This window comes from Pseudomonas sp. Eqa60, from assembly GCF_018326405.1.
Lineage (GTDB): Bacteria > Pseudomonadota > Gammaproteobacteria > Pseudomonadales > Pseudomonadaceae > Aquipseudomonas > Aquipseudomonas protegens.
The window spans coordinates 1753285-1767691 of record NZ_AP024342.1; the positions used below are offsets into that span (position 1 = coordinate 1753285).

Annotated in this window: 17 protein-coding genes; 8 read left to right on the top strand and 9 right to left on the bottom strand. The window is 64.5% G+C overall.

The features are described from left to right. Positions 1-27: 27 nt before the first annotated feature. From KI242_RS07870 to KI242_RS07885, 4 genes are all read right to left on the bottom strand, one after another. Complete coding sequence (locus KI242_RS07870; protein WP_011059839.1) at positions 28-399, bottom strand: DUF2892 domain-containing protein; 372 nt, start codon at positions 397-399, stop codon at positions 28-30. Positions 400-481: 82 nt separating this feature from the next. Continuing rightward, complete coding sequence (locus KI242_RS07875; RefSeq protein WP_011059840.1) at positions 482-949, bottom strand: RNA methyltransferase; 468 nt, start codon at positions 947-949, stop codon at positions 482-484. A gap of 197 nt (positions 950-1146) precedes the next feature. Next, on the bottom strand, positions 1147-1524 hold the full coding sequence (locus tag KI242_RS07880) for a YajD family HNH nuclease (RefSeq protein ID WP_011059841.1): 378 nt from the start codon (positions 1522-1524) through the stop codon (positions 1147-1149). Between the two features lie 49 nt (positions 1525-1573). Further along, on the bottom strand, positions 1574-2260 hold the full coding sequence (locus tag KI242_RS07885; RefSeq protein ID WP_015634551.1) for a hypothetical protein: 687 nt from the start codon (positions 2258-2260) through the stop codon (positions 1574-1576). A 75-nt stretch (positions 2261-2335) separates the two neighbouring features. Here KI242_RS07885 and KI242_RS07890 point away from each other — a divergent pair, with 75 nt between their 5' ends. After that, entirely contained in the window at positions 2336-2647 is a 312-nt protein-coding gene (locus KI242_RS07890) for a hypothetical protein (protein WP_011059843.1), read from the top strand. Positions 2648-2685: 38 nt separating this feature from the next. On the opposite strand, the gene KI242_RS07895 is transcribed toward KI242_RS07890, so the two are convergent. Further along, positions 2686-3159 (bottom strand): cyclic nucleotide-binding domain-containing protein, encoded by a 474-nt coding sequence (locus KI242_RS07895; RefSeq protein WP_041116532.1) that lies wholly within the window; start codon positions 3157-3159, stop codon positions 2686-2688. Between the two features lie 102 nt (positions 3160-3261). Then, positions 3262-5316, bottom strand: coding sequence for a S9 family peptidase (locus KI242_RS07900; RefSeq protein ID WP_212806040.1), 2055 nt, complete (start codon positions 5314-5316; stop codon positions 3262-3264). 100 nt (positions 5317-5416) lie between these two features. Here KI242_RS07900 and KI242_RS07905 point away from each other — a divergent pair, with 100 nt between their 5' ends. Genes KI242_RS07905 through KI242_RS07915 form a run of 3 tightly spaced genes read left to right on the top strand, consistent with a single transcriptional unit; the run spans position 5417 to position 7277 of the window. Next, the gene (locus tag KI242_RS07905) at positions 5417-5914 is read left to right on the top strand and encodes a hypothetical protein (RefSeq protein WP_011059846.1); all 498 of its coding nucleotides are present in this window, start codon (positions 5417-5419) and stop codon (positions 5912-5914) included. Positions 5915-5947: 33 nt separating this feature from the next. Then, entirely contained in the window at positions 5948-6724 is a 777-nt protein-coding gene (locus KI242_RS07910) for a class II glutamine amidotransferase (RefSeq protein WP_011059847.1), read from the top strand. A gap of 10 nt (positions 6725-6734) precedes the next feature. After that, positions 6735-7277 carry a DUF2937 family protein gene (locus tag KI242_RS07915; protein ID WP_011059848.1) on the top strand — a complete coding sequence of 181 codons (543 nt, stop codon included), beginning with the start codon at positions 6735-6737 and terminating at the stop codon, positions 7275-7277. A 212-nt stretch (positions 7278-7489) separates the two neighbouring features. Here the strand turns inward: KI242_RS07915 and KI242_RS07920 are convergent, their stop codons facing one another. Continuing rightward, positions 7490-8410, bottom strand: a complete 921-nt coding sequence (locus KI242_RS07920; RefSeq protein ID WP_011059849.1) for a LysR family transcriptional regulator — start codon at positions 8408-8410, stop codon at positions 7490-7492. 137 nt (positions 8411-8547) lie between these two features. On the opposite strand from KI242_RS07920, the gene KI242_RS07925 reads away from it, so the two are divergent. The 4 genes from KI242_RS07925 to KI242_RS07940 all read left to right on the top strand — a co-directional run bounded on the left by KI242_RS07925 (position 8548) and on the right by KI242_RS07940 (position 12271). Beyond that, on the top strand, positions 8548-9831 hold the full coding sequence (locus KI242_RS07925) for an MFS transporter (protein ID WP_011059850.1): 1284 nt from the start codon (positions 8548-8550) through the stop codon (positions 9829-9831). 72 nt (positions 9832-9903) lie between these two features. Further along, on the top strand, positions 9904-10656 hold the full coding sequence (locus KI242_RS07930) for a 5-oxoprolinase subunit PxpA (protein ID WP_015634555.1): 753 nt from the start codon (positions 9904-9906) through the stop codon (positions 10654-10656). Continuing rightward, complete coding sequence (gene pxpB / locus KI242_RS07935) at positions 10653-11357, top strand: 5-oxoprolinase subunit PxpB (protein WP_077933550.1); 705 nt, start codon at positions 10653-10655, stop codon at positions 11355-11357. Before KI242_RS07930 ends, pxpB begins: the two co-directional genes overlap by 4 nt. Continuing rightward, positions 11354-12271 carry a biotin-dependent carboxyltransferase family protein gene (locus KI242_RS07940; RefSeq protein ID WP_212806041.1) on the top strand — a complete coding sequence of 306 codons (918 nt, stop codon included), beginning with the start codon at positions 11354-11356 and terminating at the stop codon, positions 12269-12271. The genes pxpB and KI242_RS07940 overlap by 4 nt, the downstream gene beginning before the upstream one ends. Before the next feature lie 71 nt (positions 12272-12342). Here KI242_RS07940 and KI242_RS07945 read toward each other — a convergent pair whose 3' ends face one another. Beyond that, complete coding sequence (locus KI242_RS07945; protein ID WP_011059854.1) at positions 12343-13521, bottom strand: VWA domain-containing protein; 1179 nt, start codon at positions 13519-13521, stop codon at positions 12343-12345. 12 nt (positions 13522-13533) lie between these two features. Beyond that, entirely contained in the window at positions 13534-14379 is an 846-nt protein-coding gene (locus KI242_RS07950; RefSeq protein ID WP_011059855.1) for a MoxR family ATPase, read from the bottom strand. Positions 14380-14407: the final 28 nt, after the last annotated feature.

Genomic DNA, 14407 nt, shown 5'->3' on the forward strand with positions numbered 1-14407 from the left:
CCAGGCGTCCATGAGGACGCCCCGGCCTCAGGCCTTGGGCACCTTCACTTCATCATTGCTGGCGGCCTTGGCGTTGCGGCCGGCGGCTTCGGCATCGGCTTTCAGGTTGCGCAGCTCTTCTGCAGCGCGTTCGATCTTGTTGCGCACGTTGTTCATGTCCTGGCGGCTTTTCTCCAGCAGGCTTTTCGCCGAGCTGTGCCCGGTGATGCCCCGGGCCAGGGCCACGCCGCCGATGGCTACCTGGATCAGGCCGAATACGCCGCCACGGCGCAGGCCCTTGCCCATCATCACCACGCCGCCGGCCAGCGAGCCGATGCGCTCCCAGCCCTGGACATTCTGGGTGGGCTGGCTCTGGAACGGGGTCGACTCGATGGTTTGCAGCTGTTTGCGCTCGCTCATGATCTGTCTCCAAGGGCGGTAAGGGATACAAGGCTGACTGCACGAAGGCGTCACAGGTTCCCGGGCAATGACCGGCGTGTGCTCAGAACTTGGGACCGGAGCGGGTGTTGTTGCCCTTGGCCAGGCGATCGTAGAGCACCACGTTGACTGTCGCTGCCAGGTTCATGCAACCGGTGGTGGGGATGTAGACCACGTCCTCGCACCAGTCGCGGATTTCCTTGTCGAGGGAGCCGTCTTCCGGGCCGAAGATGTACAGGGCGCGATCCGGGTGGGTGTATTCGGGCAGTGGGCGGGCACCCTCGACCAGTTCCACGGCCACCGGTATGCAGCCCAGGGGGAGGATTTTCTTCAGGTCGTCGATGCCGATCAGCGGAATGTCCTGGTGGACCTTCTTGGTGTCGGTGACGAAGTCGCGGGCCCGCTCATAGCGCTTGCCGGTGTAGAACACCGAGGCGACGCCATAGCAGCCGGCGGCGCGCATCACCGAACCGACGTTCTCCGGTGACTTGGGGTTATACAAACCGATGCAACTGTACCTTTTGTTTGCCACGAACAAAGCGCCTTGGGGGAAAAGAGCGCGATTATACGGGGATTGCCCACGGCTCGGTGGCTTGTTGTGGCGAGGGAGCTTGCTCCCGACGCCGGCCAATGCGGTATAGCAGGCCGGCCGGGGACACAGGGTTTACGGCTGCCTTGCCGCCGAACGGGAGCACGCTCGCTCGCCACAATATGCCCGGCGGCTGGTGCTTACTCCGGGTCTTTCTTCATCAACCCGGCCAGGGCGGCGAACGGGTTGTGGGTCGCCTTGGCGACTTTCGGGGTGCTCAGGGAGCCTTCGCCGAAGTACTGCTGGTCGGTGTAGCGCGAGTGCTCGTTGTCGTGGCAGTACAGGCACAAGAGTTCCCAGTTGGAACCGTCCTGGGGGTTGTTGTCGTGGTTGTGATCGCGGTGGTGCACGGTCAACTCGCTCAGGCGCTTGCCGGAGAACTCCCGGGCGCAGCGGCCGCAGACATGGGGGTACATTTTCAGCGCCTTGTCGCGGTAGCCCATTTCCCGGTCGCGCTGGGCGTCGGCAAGGATACGGTCCAGCTTGGCGGTGTTGGACGGGGGAGTGGACGAACTCATGGGTTCACCTTTGTAGAAGGACTAATGACGGTAATGGACAAAGTTTAGCTCAGGCCTTGAGCTTCTCGGCAATCCAGATGGTGTGCCGGGTGCCGCGATTGCCATGGGCGAAGACCTGTACTTCCTCGGCCTTGAAGCCGGCCTTGCGCAGGCGCTCGGAGAACTGCCGGTCGGCGCTGGCCGACCACACCGCAAGAATGCCCTTGGGCCGCAGGGCCCGGGCGCAGGCGGCCAGGCCGGCGCTGGAGTAGAGCCAGCTGTTGGCTTTCTGGGTCAGGCCTTCGGGGCCGTTGTCGACGTCGAGCATGATCGCGTCGAAGCCCTGGGGCTCGGCCTGCAGGACCTTGGCCACGTCTTCCAGGCGGATCACCGTGCGCGGGTCCAGCAGCGGCCGGCCGGACTTTTCGCCGAGCGGGCCACGGTTCCATTCCACCACCCCGGGCACCAGCTCGGCGACCACCACCTCGGCGCTCTTGCCCAGGTGCTTGAGAGCCGCGGCCAGGGTGAAGCCCATGCCCAGGCCGCCGATCAGCACCCGTGAGTTCGGGCGCCCGGCGACCTTGCTGCAAGGGATCTGCGCCAGGGCGTCCTCGGAACCGTGCATGCGTGTGTTCATCAACTGGCCGCCGTCGCCGCCCTGGATCTTGATGACGAAATCCTCACCGTATTCGAACAGGCACAAGGCACCGCCGTTTTCAGGAATCGCAGTAGTGTCCAGCAGTACGAAACGTTTCATGGAGATCTCATTGAGGAAGGCAAAACGCCCCGGTTGGGAGTAGCCTGACGCCAGACAATAGCAATGGAGCCATTGATGAAGCGCACTATTCTAACGGTGATTGCCCAAGCGGCGCTCGCCCTCACCGCAGCCCTGGCGCTTGGTGCCGGCCCGGCTTTGGCCGACGAGCCGCAAAGCGCCCCGGTGGTGACCCCGGCGCCGACCCTCGGCACCCCGGGCACCGCGACCCCTACGCCTTATCCGCAAGTCACCCCGCCCAGCACGCCGAAAGCCGGCAGCAGTGGCAGCGCGCCCCTGCTGCCGCCGATCGACATGCCCAAGCCGCCCAAGGACCAGACCCTGCCAGGGCTGGAGCAGAACGACAGCAAACCCAAGGTTCAGGGTTGATGGAGGTAGCGGGTGATGTGGCGAGGGTACCCCGGGGCTCAGATCTGCTGCGCGAGCAACTGGCCGTCGGCCATGCGCAGCCGCTTTGACAGCGACACGGCCAGGGCGCGGATGATCTTGGCGGCGATCTTTGGCGCATCGTTGAGCATCTTCTCCAGGGAGTCCTTGCCCAGGTTGAGCAACTGGCATTGGCTGGCGGCCACGCAGGTAGCCGAACGTCGCTCGCCATCGAGCACCGCCATTTCGCCAAAGGCCCGGCCGCTGCGCAGGGTAGCGATGGTCAGCAGCTGGCCGTCGTGGTTGCGCTTTTGCACCGCCACCTGGCCGCTGTGGATGATGCACATGAAGCTGCCGGCATCGCCCTCATGAAAGATCGCTTCGCCCTCGGCGATGCTGCTGATGCTGAAGTAGCCGGCCGCAGCGTTGAAGTCGGCGGGCAACAACTGGTCGAACAGGCCGCAGTCCATCAGCCAGTCGCGGATCTCGTTGTTCAGTAAGGTGGGTTCGGACATGGGATCACGGTCTTTTTCTTGTGTCTGTTGCACGGGCGCAGGCCCGGTCCGGCGGTTGCCGGCGGCGTTCTGGGTTAAGACAGGTACGCCGCCGGGAGTTCCTCAGGCCAGGCCCAGAATGTTCAGGATAAAGGCGTATTCGAGGGCTACATCACGTAATCCCTGGTAACGCCCGCTCATGCCGCCATGGCCGGCCCCCAGCTCGGTCTTGAGCAGCAGCGGGTTGTCGTCGGTCTTGGTGGCCCGCAGCCTGGCCACCCATTTGGCCGCTTCCCAGTACTGCACGCGGCTGTCGTTGTAGCCAGCGATCACCAGGAGCGCAGGGTAGGCCTGGGCGCGCACGTTCTCGTAGGGCGCGTAGGCCTTGATCCGTGCGTAGACCTCGGGTTCTTCGGGATTGCCCCATTCGTCATATTCGGTGACGGTCAGCGGCAGCTCCGGGTCGAGCATGGTGTTGAGCACATCGACGAAGGGCACTTCGGCGATAGCGACCTTGAACAGCTCGGGGCGCTGGTTGAGTACCGCGCCGATCAGCAGGCCGCCGGCGCTGCCGCCGCTGATGGCCAACTGCTGGGCGCTGGTCAGGCCCTGGGCGACCAGGTGTTCGGCGCAGGCGATGAAATCGCTGAAGGTGTTCTGCTTGTGTTCCTGCTTGCCGGCGCGGTACCAGGCCTCACCCAGCTCGCCGCCGCCACGCACGTGGGCAATGGCAAAGGCCACGCCGCGATCGAGCAGGCTCAGGCGGGCGTGGGAGAACCAGGGGTCGAGGCTTTCGCCGTAGGCACCGTAGCCGTAGAGGTACAGCGGCGTCGGCTGGCCCAGGCAGTCGCGCTTGACCACCAGGCTGATGGGCACTTGGGTGCCGTCGGCGGCGGTGGCCCAGAGGCGCTGGCTGACGTAGGCATCGGGGTCGAACGGGCCCAGTACTGGGGTTTCCTTCAGCACCTGCTGCTGGCCGTCGGCCAGTTGCAACTGGCGCACCTGGGCCGGGCGGTTCAGGGCCTCGTAGCGCAGGCGGATGCGCTCGCTGGAAAACTCCAGGCTGTTCTGCACGTGCAGGCTGTAGGCCGCATCCGGCAGTTGCACGCGGTATACCGGCAGGTCCCGGGGGTGCACTTCGATGATCGGCAGGCCGCCTTCGCGCAGGCTCAGGGTCATGGCGCCGGCGTTGAGGGTCACGCCGTCGAGCATCACTTCGGGGTTGTGCGGCACCAGCAGTTGCCAGTCGTCCTGCTCGGGGATCGCGCCGTTGTCTTCTGCCTGGTAGAGGGCGAAGTTGATGCCGTCGCGGTTGCTGCGGATGAACCAGGTCCATTGGCCGTCCAGCAGGCCGTGGTCGACATCGTATTCATGGCCTTCGACCCGCGGCGCCAGGCAAGTGAACGGCAGCTGTGGCTGCGTGGCGTCCAGGGCCCAGGTCTCGCCGGTGGTCTTGCTGCCCAGGGACAGCAGCAGTTGGCGTTCGGAGCTGGAACGGTAGCAATGCAGGAAGAAGCGTCCGTCCGGCTCGTGGAACACTTCCTCGGCGGCGGTGCCATCCAGCCGGTAGCGCAACAGCTTGTGCGGGCGGTGGGTATCGTCCAGCTCGCCGAAGAACAGGGTCAGGCTGTCGTTGGCCCAGGTCATGCTGCCGTCGCAGTTGTCGAAGGACAGCTCGCTGACTTTGTCGCTGGCCAGCTCCTTGACGAACAGGGTGTAGATTTCCTCCCCAGTGGTGTCGAGGCTGTAGGCCAGGCGCTGGTGGTCGGGGCTGATACTGAAGGCCCCGAGGGAGAAGAAGCCGCCATTGGCCAGGGCGTTGGGGTCCAGCAGCAGTTGCTCGCGGCTTTCGTCCACCGTCAGGCTGTCGTCCGCCGGGCGCGGGCAGCGGTAGTGGCGGGCGTATTCGTCGCCGGCGGTGGTGCGGGTGTAGTACAGGTACGGGCCCCAGGGCGAGGGCAGGGACAGGTCGGTTTCGAGGATCCGCCCCTTGATCTCCTGGAACAGCGTTTCACGCAGGGGCCCCTGATGCGCCAACTGGGCGTCCAGGTAGCTGTTTTCAGCCTTCAGGTAATCGAGCACCGCGTCGGTGTCGCGTTCCTGCAGCCAGGCATACGGGTCAGCGCCTTCGGCCTTGTGGGCAATCGGGGCGCTGCTGTCGTTGGCGGTTAAGGGCATGGGTGGCTCTCGGGCGATGACAAATGAGGGCTGGGCAGACGGCGGTGCAGCCTGACACGGCAAAAGTCGTTATCATAAGCGCCTCTTTGCCTGCCTTGCCATGGACACCATGACCGAGAACGACTATCTGATCGCCTGGGGGCTCTATGCCTTCGCCGCCTTGGGCTGCCTGCTGGTGTGGATGCGCCTGACCCGCTGGATGTGGCGCTGGCTGCGCGAACCGCTGCGAGTGCTGGTGGCGGTGCTGCTGTTCAGCCCGACCATCATCGACCCGGTCAAGGAAAAATTTGCCCCGGCCGTGGCCATCACCGCCCTGGATATAGCCTTCAAGGTCGGCAACAACGCCTGGCGTGCGGTATCCGACCTGTTCATGTACGGCATGATCGCCTTTGGCGTCTACCTGCTGTTCGTGCTGATCCGCTGGCCCATCGAGCGCGCGGCCAGGGAGCGCCGGGAACGCAACGAAGCGGCGAAAGCTGCCGCCAAGGCTGCCGAAGTGGAGGATGACCAGCCCTTCGGTGGCGCCGGCAATGACCGTTACGGCCGCCAGCCTGCAGCCGGCACCCCCCTGAATACGCGGGTCGAACCGCGTTTGTAACGCTGCCCCCGGCATTGAAGCGAGAGTCCGAGCATGTGTGAGTTGTTGGGCATGAGCGCCAATGTACCGACCGATATCGTCTTCAGCTTTACCGGGCTGATGCAGCGCGGCGGCCGCACCGGCCCCCATCGCGACGGCTGGGGCATCGCTTTCTATGAAGGCCGCGGCCTGCGCCTGTTCCAGGACCCGGCGGCCAGCAGCGAGTCGGAAGTGGCCAACCTGGTTCAGCGTTACCCGATCAAGAGCGAAGTGGTGATCGGCCATATCCGCCAGGCCAACGTCGGCAAGGTCTGCCTGGCCAATACTCATCCTTTTGTCCGCGAGCTGTGGGGCCGCAACTGGTGCTTTGCGCACAATGGCCAGTTGGCGGATTTCCAGCCCCAGGCCAGCTTCTACCGCCCGGTGGGCGATACCGACAGCGAAGCGGCTTTCTGTGACCTGCTGAACCGGGTGCGGGCCGCCTTTCCCGAGCCGGTGGAAATCGAGGAACTGCTGCCGACCCTGATCCAGGCCTGCAGCGAATACCGCAGCAAGGGCGTGTTCAATGGCCTGCTCAGCGACGGTGACTGGCTGTTCTGCTATTGCTCGACCAAACTGGCGCAGATCACCCGGCGCGCCCCATTCGGCCCGGCGCGGCTGAAGGATGTGGATGTGATCGTCGACTTCCAGGCCGAAACCACGCCCAACGACGTGGTCACGGTGATCGCCACTGAACCCTTGACCGAAAACGAAACCTGGACCCGCTACCAGCCGGGCCAGTGGAGCCTGTGGCGGCGCGGTGAATGCGTCAGCCATGGCCAGACCGAATAAGGACATCCCTATGTTGCTCAGTTATCTGCGGCTGGTGCTGTTCGCCGCCGGCCTGTTGATCGGTGTGCAAGTGCCGGGTTTCATCAGTGATTACGCCAAGCGCGTCGAGGCGCATCTGATCGAGTCGCAGCACAGCCTGCAGGGCTTCCAGGGCACCGCGCAGCAATTCTTCAAGGGCGACATGAACGCCCTGGTGGCCCATTACCGGGCCAGCGACGATCCGGTGTTTCGCAGCGATGCCGAGAGCCTGAGCGGCTTGCTCAGCCGCCAGCTGGCCCTGGACAAGCAATACCAGGCGATGCAGGGGCCCTGGTACATCCGCCTGCTGCAAGTGGCCCTGGCCCCCGACCCGGAAATCCGCAAGGAAACCTGGGACGGCTACAGCTACCAGATCCTGCTGACCCCGGAAGCCATGATCTGGGGTATCAGTGGCGCCTTGCTGCTGTCCTTCGGCCTGGAATGCCTGTACCGGCTGATCGACTGGGTAGTGCTGGGCGGCAAGCGCCTGCGCCAGAGCCGCCCGATTGAAGAGCGCGACCTCAAAGGCCTCTGACCCCCTGTAGGAGCCGGCTTGCCGGCGAAGGGGGCCGCGTGGCTTGCGCCTGACTGAAGATCGCCTTCGCTGGCAAGCCAGCTCCTACGGGAGCCGTATCGATTTTGTTTTCTGTGTAGGAGCCGGCTTGCCGGCGAAAGCGGCGTGCCTGACACACCGCAGCGCGCGGGTCGCTGGCAAGCCAGCTCCTACGAGGGGGGCGATGGTGATGTTCACTGGGGTTCGCTGAGCACCAGGTAATCCGCGCCGACCTTCTGCCCATAGCGCTGCACCACGCGCTGGCACAGCTCGACTATGTCCTCCACCAATTCCACTCCCACCCTCCACGACACCACCACTTGCAGGTTCGGCGGGCGCTGTTCGATGGCCAGCAGGGTCAGTTCGCCCCGGGCCAGTTCCTCGCGCACCAGCACCGGCGGCAGGGCGCCGATGCCGAAGCCGTCCCGCAGCAGGCGGGTGATGGCCGACACCGAGTTGACGCAGTTGAGCCGCGGCGCCAGCACGCCGTTGGCCTGCATCAGGCTCAGCACCTGCTGGTGGGGCAGGGAGTTCTTCGAGTAGGTGACGATCCGTTCCCGGGCCAGCTCGGCGACGTTGGCGTAGTCGCGGTTGTAGATCGAGTTGCTGGCGGCGATCCAGCCCATGGGATAGCTGGCCAGTTCCAGGCTGCGGATGCTTTCCTGGCGCAGCAGGTCGGTTTGCAGCACCAGGTCGAGAAAGCCTTTTTGCAGCTGGTCGCACAGGTTCAGTGAGGTGTCGGCCACCAGCTCGATTTCCACTTGCGGGTAGTGGTCCATCATCTCTGCCACCAGGGGGCTGAGCCAGGTGTGGATCACCGTATCCATGACCCCGATGCGAACCCGCCCGACCTTGCTCGACGGCGCTTGGATGGACTGTTTCAGCACCTGCAGGGTGTCGAGCATCTGCTCGGCGTGCTCCAGCACCTTGACGCCTTCCGGGGTCAGGCTGACGCCCCGGGAGTCGCGCAGGAACAGCTTCACGCCCAGTTCGCCCTCCAGCACCGCGATGCGGCTGGAGATCGCCGCCTGGGTGGTAAAGAGTTTTTCCGCGGTGTGGCTGAAGCTCTTCAGCCGCGCGACCCAGACGAAGGTTTCGAGGAACTTGAGGTTCATGGGATCAACTTTTCTTATGCATAAGGGCAGTTTTTATTAGTTGGACGCAGTTGGCGCTCGAGCCGAAGAATGCGCCAACCCACGATATGCGTCGTCGGGGCCCAGAACAACACCAATAAATTACCCTGGAGATCGCCATGAGTGCGCCCGAAACACTGGCCGCCAAGGCCCCGCGCCGCGCCGGCCCGTTTGACTGGTACCGGGACATCAACCAGCAGGAGCGCCGGACATTCTGGAGCTGCAAGCTCGGTTATGGCCTGGATGGCATGGACACGCAGATGCTCAGTTTCGTGATCCCGACCCTGATCGCACTGTGGGGCATCACCTCCGCCGAAGCCGGGCTGATCCATACCAGTACCTTGCTGGCCTCCGCCCTGGGGGGCTGGATCGCCGGGATCCTCTCCGACCGCATTGGCCGGGTGCGCACGTTGCAACTCACGGTCCTGTGGTTCGCATTCTTTACCTTTTTGTGTGGCCTGGCGCAGAACTACGAGCAGTTGCTGATCGCCCGGACCCTGATGGGCTTCGGCTTCGGTGGCGAGTGGACCGCCGGGGCGGTACTGATCGGCGAGGTGATCCGTGCCAAGAACCGTGGCAAGGCGGTGGGCATGGTGCAGTCCGGCTGGGCCCTGGGCTGGGGCATAACGGCGTTGCTATATGCGCTGCTGTTCTCCCTGCTGCCGCCGGAAGACGCCTGGCGCGGGCTGTTCCTGCTGGGCATCCTGCCGGCGATCTTCGTGATTTTCGTCCGCCGCCTGGTCAAGGACCCTGAGGTCTATCGCCAAACCCGGGCCCGGGAAGAGCCCAGCAACCCGGCCCGGTTCTACGAGATCTTCGCCCCGGGGATCCTCAGCACCACCCTGCGCGCATCGCTGTTGGCGGCGGGGGCCCAGGGCGGCTACTACGCCATCACTTTCTGGCTGCCGACCTTCCTCAAGACCGAGCGCGGCCTGAGCGTGCTGAGCACCGGCGGCTACCTGGCCATGGTGATCTTCGGCTCTTACATGGGCTATGTGATCAGCGCCTACCTGACCGATATTCTCGGGCGCAAGAAGAACTTCGTACTGTTCGCCGCCGGCTCTTTCACCATCGTCCTGCTCTATACGCAAATGCCGGTGAGCAACGCGGTGATGCTCTGGCTGGGCTTTCCCCTGGGCTTTTTCGCCTCGGGCATCTTCAGCGGCATGGGAGCGTTCCTCACCGAACTGTTCCCCACCCGCATCCGCGGTTCCGGCCAGGGTTTCTGCTACAACAGCGGCCGGGCGCTGGCGGCGCTGTTCCCCCTGCTGATCGGCCTGCTCAGCCAGCATGTGCCGCTGGGCGCGGCCATCGGCACCTTTGCCGCGGTGTCCTACGGCGTGGTGGTGCTGGCAGCGCTGAGCCTGCCGGAAACCCGCGGCAAGGAACTTGAGGCACGCTAACTGATAATCTGCCGGGCATTGCCAGCGCTGCCCCGCAGCTGACCCCTTATAAAAAACACAGGAACACTGACCATGAGCCGCCTGTTATTGAATTGCGACATCGGCGAAAGCTTTGGCAACTGGACCCTGGGCCTGGATGCCGAAGTCATGCCCTTTATCGACTGCGCCAACATCGCCTGCGGTTTCCACGCCGGTGACCCGGGCATCATGCGCAAGACCGTGGCCCTGGCCCTGGCCAATGGCGTGCGCATCGGTGCCCATCCGGCGTACCAGGACCTGGCCGGCTTTGGCCGCCGCTCCATGAGCTACTCGCCCGAGGAAATCCAGGACCTGCTGCACTATCAGATCGGTGCGCTGGACGGCATCTGCCGAGCCCAGGGCGGCCGGGTCGAGTACGTCAAACCCCATGGCGCGATGTACAACGACATGATGGCCAAGCCTGCGCAACTGCGGGCGGTGATCCAGGCCGTGGCAGCCTACGACCCGCAACTGCCGCTGATGCTCATGGCCACCCGCGACAACAGCGCGGCCCAGGCCCTGGGCGATGAGTACGGCGTGACCCTGTGGTTCGAAGCCTTTGCCGATCGCGCCTACGACAACGCCGGGCATCTGGTGTCGCGGCAGTTGCCGGGGGCGGTGCACCATGACGCGCAAACCATCCTCCAGCAGGCCCTGACCATCGCCCGCGGCGAGCCCCTGGCCGCCAGCGACGGCAGCGCCTTGCTGCTGCACGCCAACACACTGTGCGTGCATGGCGACAACGCCAGTTCGGTGGCGGCGGTGCAGCGCATTCGCGAGGCCCTGAACCAGCAGTCCGGCCTATGAAGCCACAGGTTGAAGTAGTTGCCATCGACTGCCTGATGGTGCGGCTGTTCGAGGTGATCGCCGAGGACAACATGCCCTGGATGCTGGCCGCCGCCGAAGGGCTGCGGCGGGCCTTCGGCGAGTCTCTGGTCGATCTGGTGCCGTCCTATACCACGCTGATGGTGCATTACGATTTGCTGGCCCTGAGCCCGTCCGAGGCCCGGCAGCGGATCGAGGTCGCCTTGACCGACCTGACGCCCGGCACCACCCAGGCCGGGCGCGAGCACGTGCTGCCGGTGTGGTACGACCTCAGTGTCGGGCCGGAACTGGTGCTGTTGTCCCGGCGCAGCGGGCTGTCGGTGGCCGAGGTGATCGAGCGTCACAGCCAGCGTGAATATCAAGTGTTTGCCCTGGGCTTCGCTCCCGGGTTTGCCTTCATGGGGCTGGTGGAGGAGGCACTCGCGGCGCCGCGGCTGAACACCCCGCGCAAGCGGGTGGCGGCGGGCAGTGTGGGGATCGCCGAACGGCAGACCGCGGCTTACCCGGTGGTATCACCCGGGGGCTGGAACCTGATCGGCCGCACCCCGAGCCGGTTGTTCGACCGCGAGCGCGACGGCTACAGCCTGATGCAACCGGGGGACCGGGTGCGCTTTGCCCCAGTGGAGCGGGCCGAGTTCCTGCGCCTGGGGGGCGATGACACGCCACTGGAGGTGCCTGCATGAGCCGACTGACGATCGAGGCCAGCACCCCGCTGTGCCTGCTGCAGGATGCCGGGCGCTTTGGCGTGCGCCACCTGGGCGTGACCCAGGGCGGGGCGCTGGACTGGGTGTCGATGTCCTGGGCCAACTGGCTGCTGGGCAATGCCCTGGATGCGCCGGTGGTGGAAATCACCCTGGGCGGTTTCACCCTGCAGGCCGAGGACTATTGCCTGCTGGCTTTGGCCGGGGCTGATCTTGGGGCCTATGTGGATGAGCGGCCTTTGACCCCGGGGCGCAGTTTCATCCTGCAAAAGGGCCAGCGGCTGCAATTCACCCAGCCATTTTCTGGGGCCCGGGCCTATCTGGCCGCCCCTGGCGGTTTCGACGCGCCCAAGGTGTTGGGCAGTTGCGCCAGTGTGTTGCGTGAAGCCCTGGGTGGCCCCGATGGTTATGGCCGCGCCCTGAGCGAGGGTGGGGTGTTGAGTTATTCGGGAGCTGGCGGTGCGCTCAAGAGCCTGTCGGCGGAGCAACTGCCGGATTGGCAATCCGCTGCACCGCTGGAGGTGATCCTGGGGGCGCAAATCGGCCAGTTCAGCGGTTTGAGCCTGTTCGATGCCTTCAATAGCAGTTGGAGCCTGGACAGCCGGGCCGACCGCATGGGCGCGCGCTTGCTCGGGCCGGTCTTGCAGTACCAGGGCCGGCCGATGATTTCCGAGGGCATTCCCCTGGGGGCGATCCAGGTGCCGCCGGACGGCCAGCCGATCATCCTGCTCAATGACCGGCAGACCATTGGCGGCTATCCGCGATTGGGAGCGTTGACGCCGCTATCACTGGCGCGGTTGGCGCAGTGCCTGCCGGGCAGCGAAGTGCGCCTGGCGCCGGTGGTACAGGAGACGGCGCATCGGCAGCAGGTGGCGTTCCTGCGCCGGTTCGGGTGAGGGGCTGAAAGCTTCGCCGGCAAGCCGGCTCCTACATCGCCCTGTAGGAGCCGGCTTGCTGGCGAACGGGTTTATTTGGACAGGAAGCGCATGCCTTCTTCCAGGCCACGCAGGGTCAGGGGGTACATCTGGTCTTCGATCAACTCGCGAACGATATTGGTCGAAGCGGTGTAGCCCCAGGTGTCCTTGGGATAGGGGTTGATCCAGATGAGCTTCTTGTACTTCTCCATGAAGCGCTGCATCCACACGTAGCCGGCTTCTTCGTTCCAGTGCTCCACGCTGCCGCCGGCCTGGGTGATTTCATAGGGCGCCATGGCGGCATCGCCGACGAAGATCACTTTGTAGTCGGCGCCGTACTTGTGCAGCAGGTCCTGGGTCGAGGTGCGCTCGGAGCCGCGGCGCATGTTGTTCTTCCACACCGACTCATAGATGAAGTTGTGGAAGTAGTAGTACTCCAGGTGCTTGAACTCGGTCTTGCAGGCCGAGAACAGTTCCTCGCAGATCTTCACGTGGGCATCCATGGAACCGCCGATGTCGAACAGCAACAGCAACTTGATGCTGTTGCGCCGTTCCGGGCGCATCTGGATGTTCAGCAGCCCGGCATCCCGGGCGGTGTGGTCGATGGTGCCGTCGATGTCCAGCTCCTCCGCCGCACCCTGGCGCGCGAACTTGCGCAGCCGGCGCAGGGCCACCTTGATGTTGCGGGTGCCCAGTTCCACCGAGTCGTCGAGGTTCTTGTACTCGCGCTGGTCCCAGACTTTCACCGCCTTGCCCTGGCGCTTGCCGGCATCGCCGACGCGGATGCCTTCCGGGTTGAAGCCACCGGAGCCGAACGGGCTGGTGCCGCCGGTGCCGATCCACTTGTTGCCGCCGGCATGGCGTTCCTTCTGTTCTTCCAGGCGTTTCTTGAACTCTTCGATGAGCTTGTCCAGGCCGCCCAGGGACTGGATCTGCGCCCGCTCTTCATCCGTCAGCGAGCGCTCGAACTCCTTGCGCAGCCAATCCTCGGGGATCAGCGCCTGCAGGTGGTCGTCGAGTTTTTCCAGGCCGTTGAAGTAGGCGCCGAAGGCCCGGTCGAACTTGTCGAAATGCCGTTCGTCCTTCACCAGGATCGCCCGGGCGAGGTAGTAGAACTCGTCCATGTCGGCGAAGGTCACGCGCTGCTTGAGCGCGTTGATCAGGTCCAGCAGCTCGCGCACCGACACCGGCACCTTGGCCGCGCGCATTTCATTGAACAGGTTGAGCAGCATGGCATCAGCCTCTTAACGACTACCGCGACGGCTCATGAACGCCAGGCGTTCGAGCAATTGCACATCCTGCTCGTTCTTCACCAGGGCGCCGGCCAGGGGCGGGATGGCCTTGGTCGGATCGCGCTCGCGCAGCACCGCTTCGCCGATGTTGTCGGCCATCAGCAGCTTGAGCCAGTCCACCAGTTCCGAGGTCGAGGGCTTCTTCTTCAGGCCCGGCACTTTGCGCACATCGAAGAACACGTCCAGGGCTTCGCTGACCAGGTCCTTCTTGATGTCCGGGTAGTGCACATCGACGATCTTCTGCAGGGTGGTGCGGTCGGGGAAGGCGATGTAGTGGAAGAAGCAGCGACGCAGGAAGGCGTCCGGCAGCTCTTTCTCGTTGTTGGAGGTAATGATGATGATCGGCCGCTGCTTGGCCTTGATGGTCTCGTCGATCTCGTAGACGTAGAACTCCATCTTGTCGAGTTCCTGCAGCAGGTCGTTGGGGAACTCGATGTCGGCCTTGTCGATCTCGTCGATCAGCAGGATCACCCGCTCCTCGGATTCGAAGGCCTCCCACAGCTTGCCCTTCTTCAGGTAGTTGCGAATGTCGTGCACCTTGTCCACGCCCAGTTGCGAATCGCGCAGGCGGCTGACCGCGTCGTACTCGTACAGGCCCTGGTGGGCCTTGGTGGTGGACTTGATGTGCCAGGTGATCAGCTTGGCGCCGAAGGATTCGGCCAGTTGCTCGGCAAGCATGGTCTTGCCGGTGCCGGGTTCGCCCTTGACCAGCAGCGGACGCTCCAGGGTGATGGCGGCATTGACTGCCAGCTTCAGGTCATCGGTGGCGACATATGCGCTGGTGCCTTCGAACTTCATCTGCAATTCCTCGAACGGTGACGGCGAG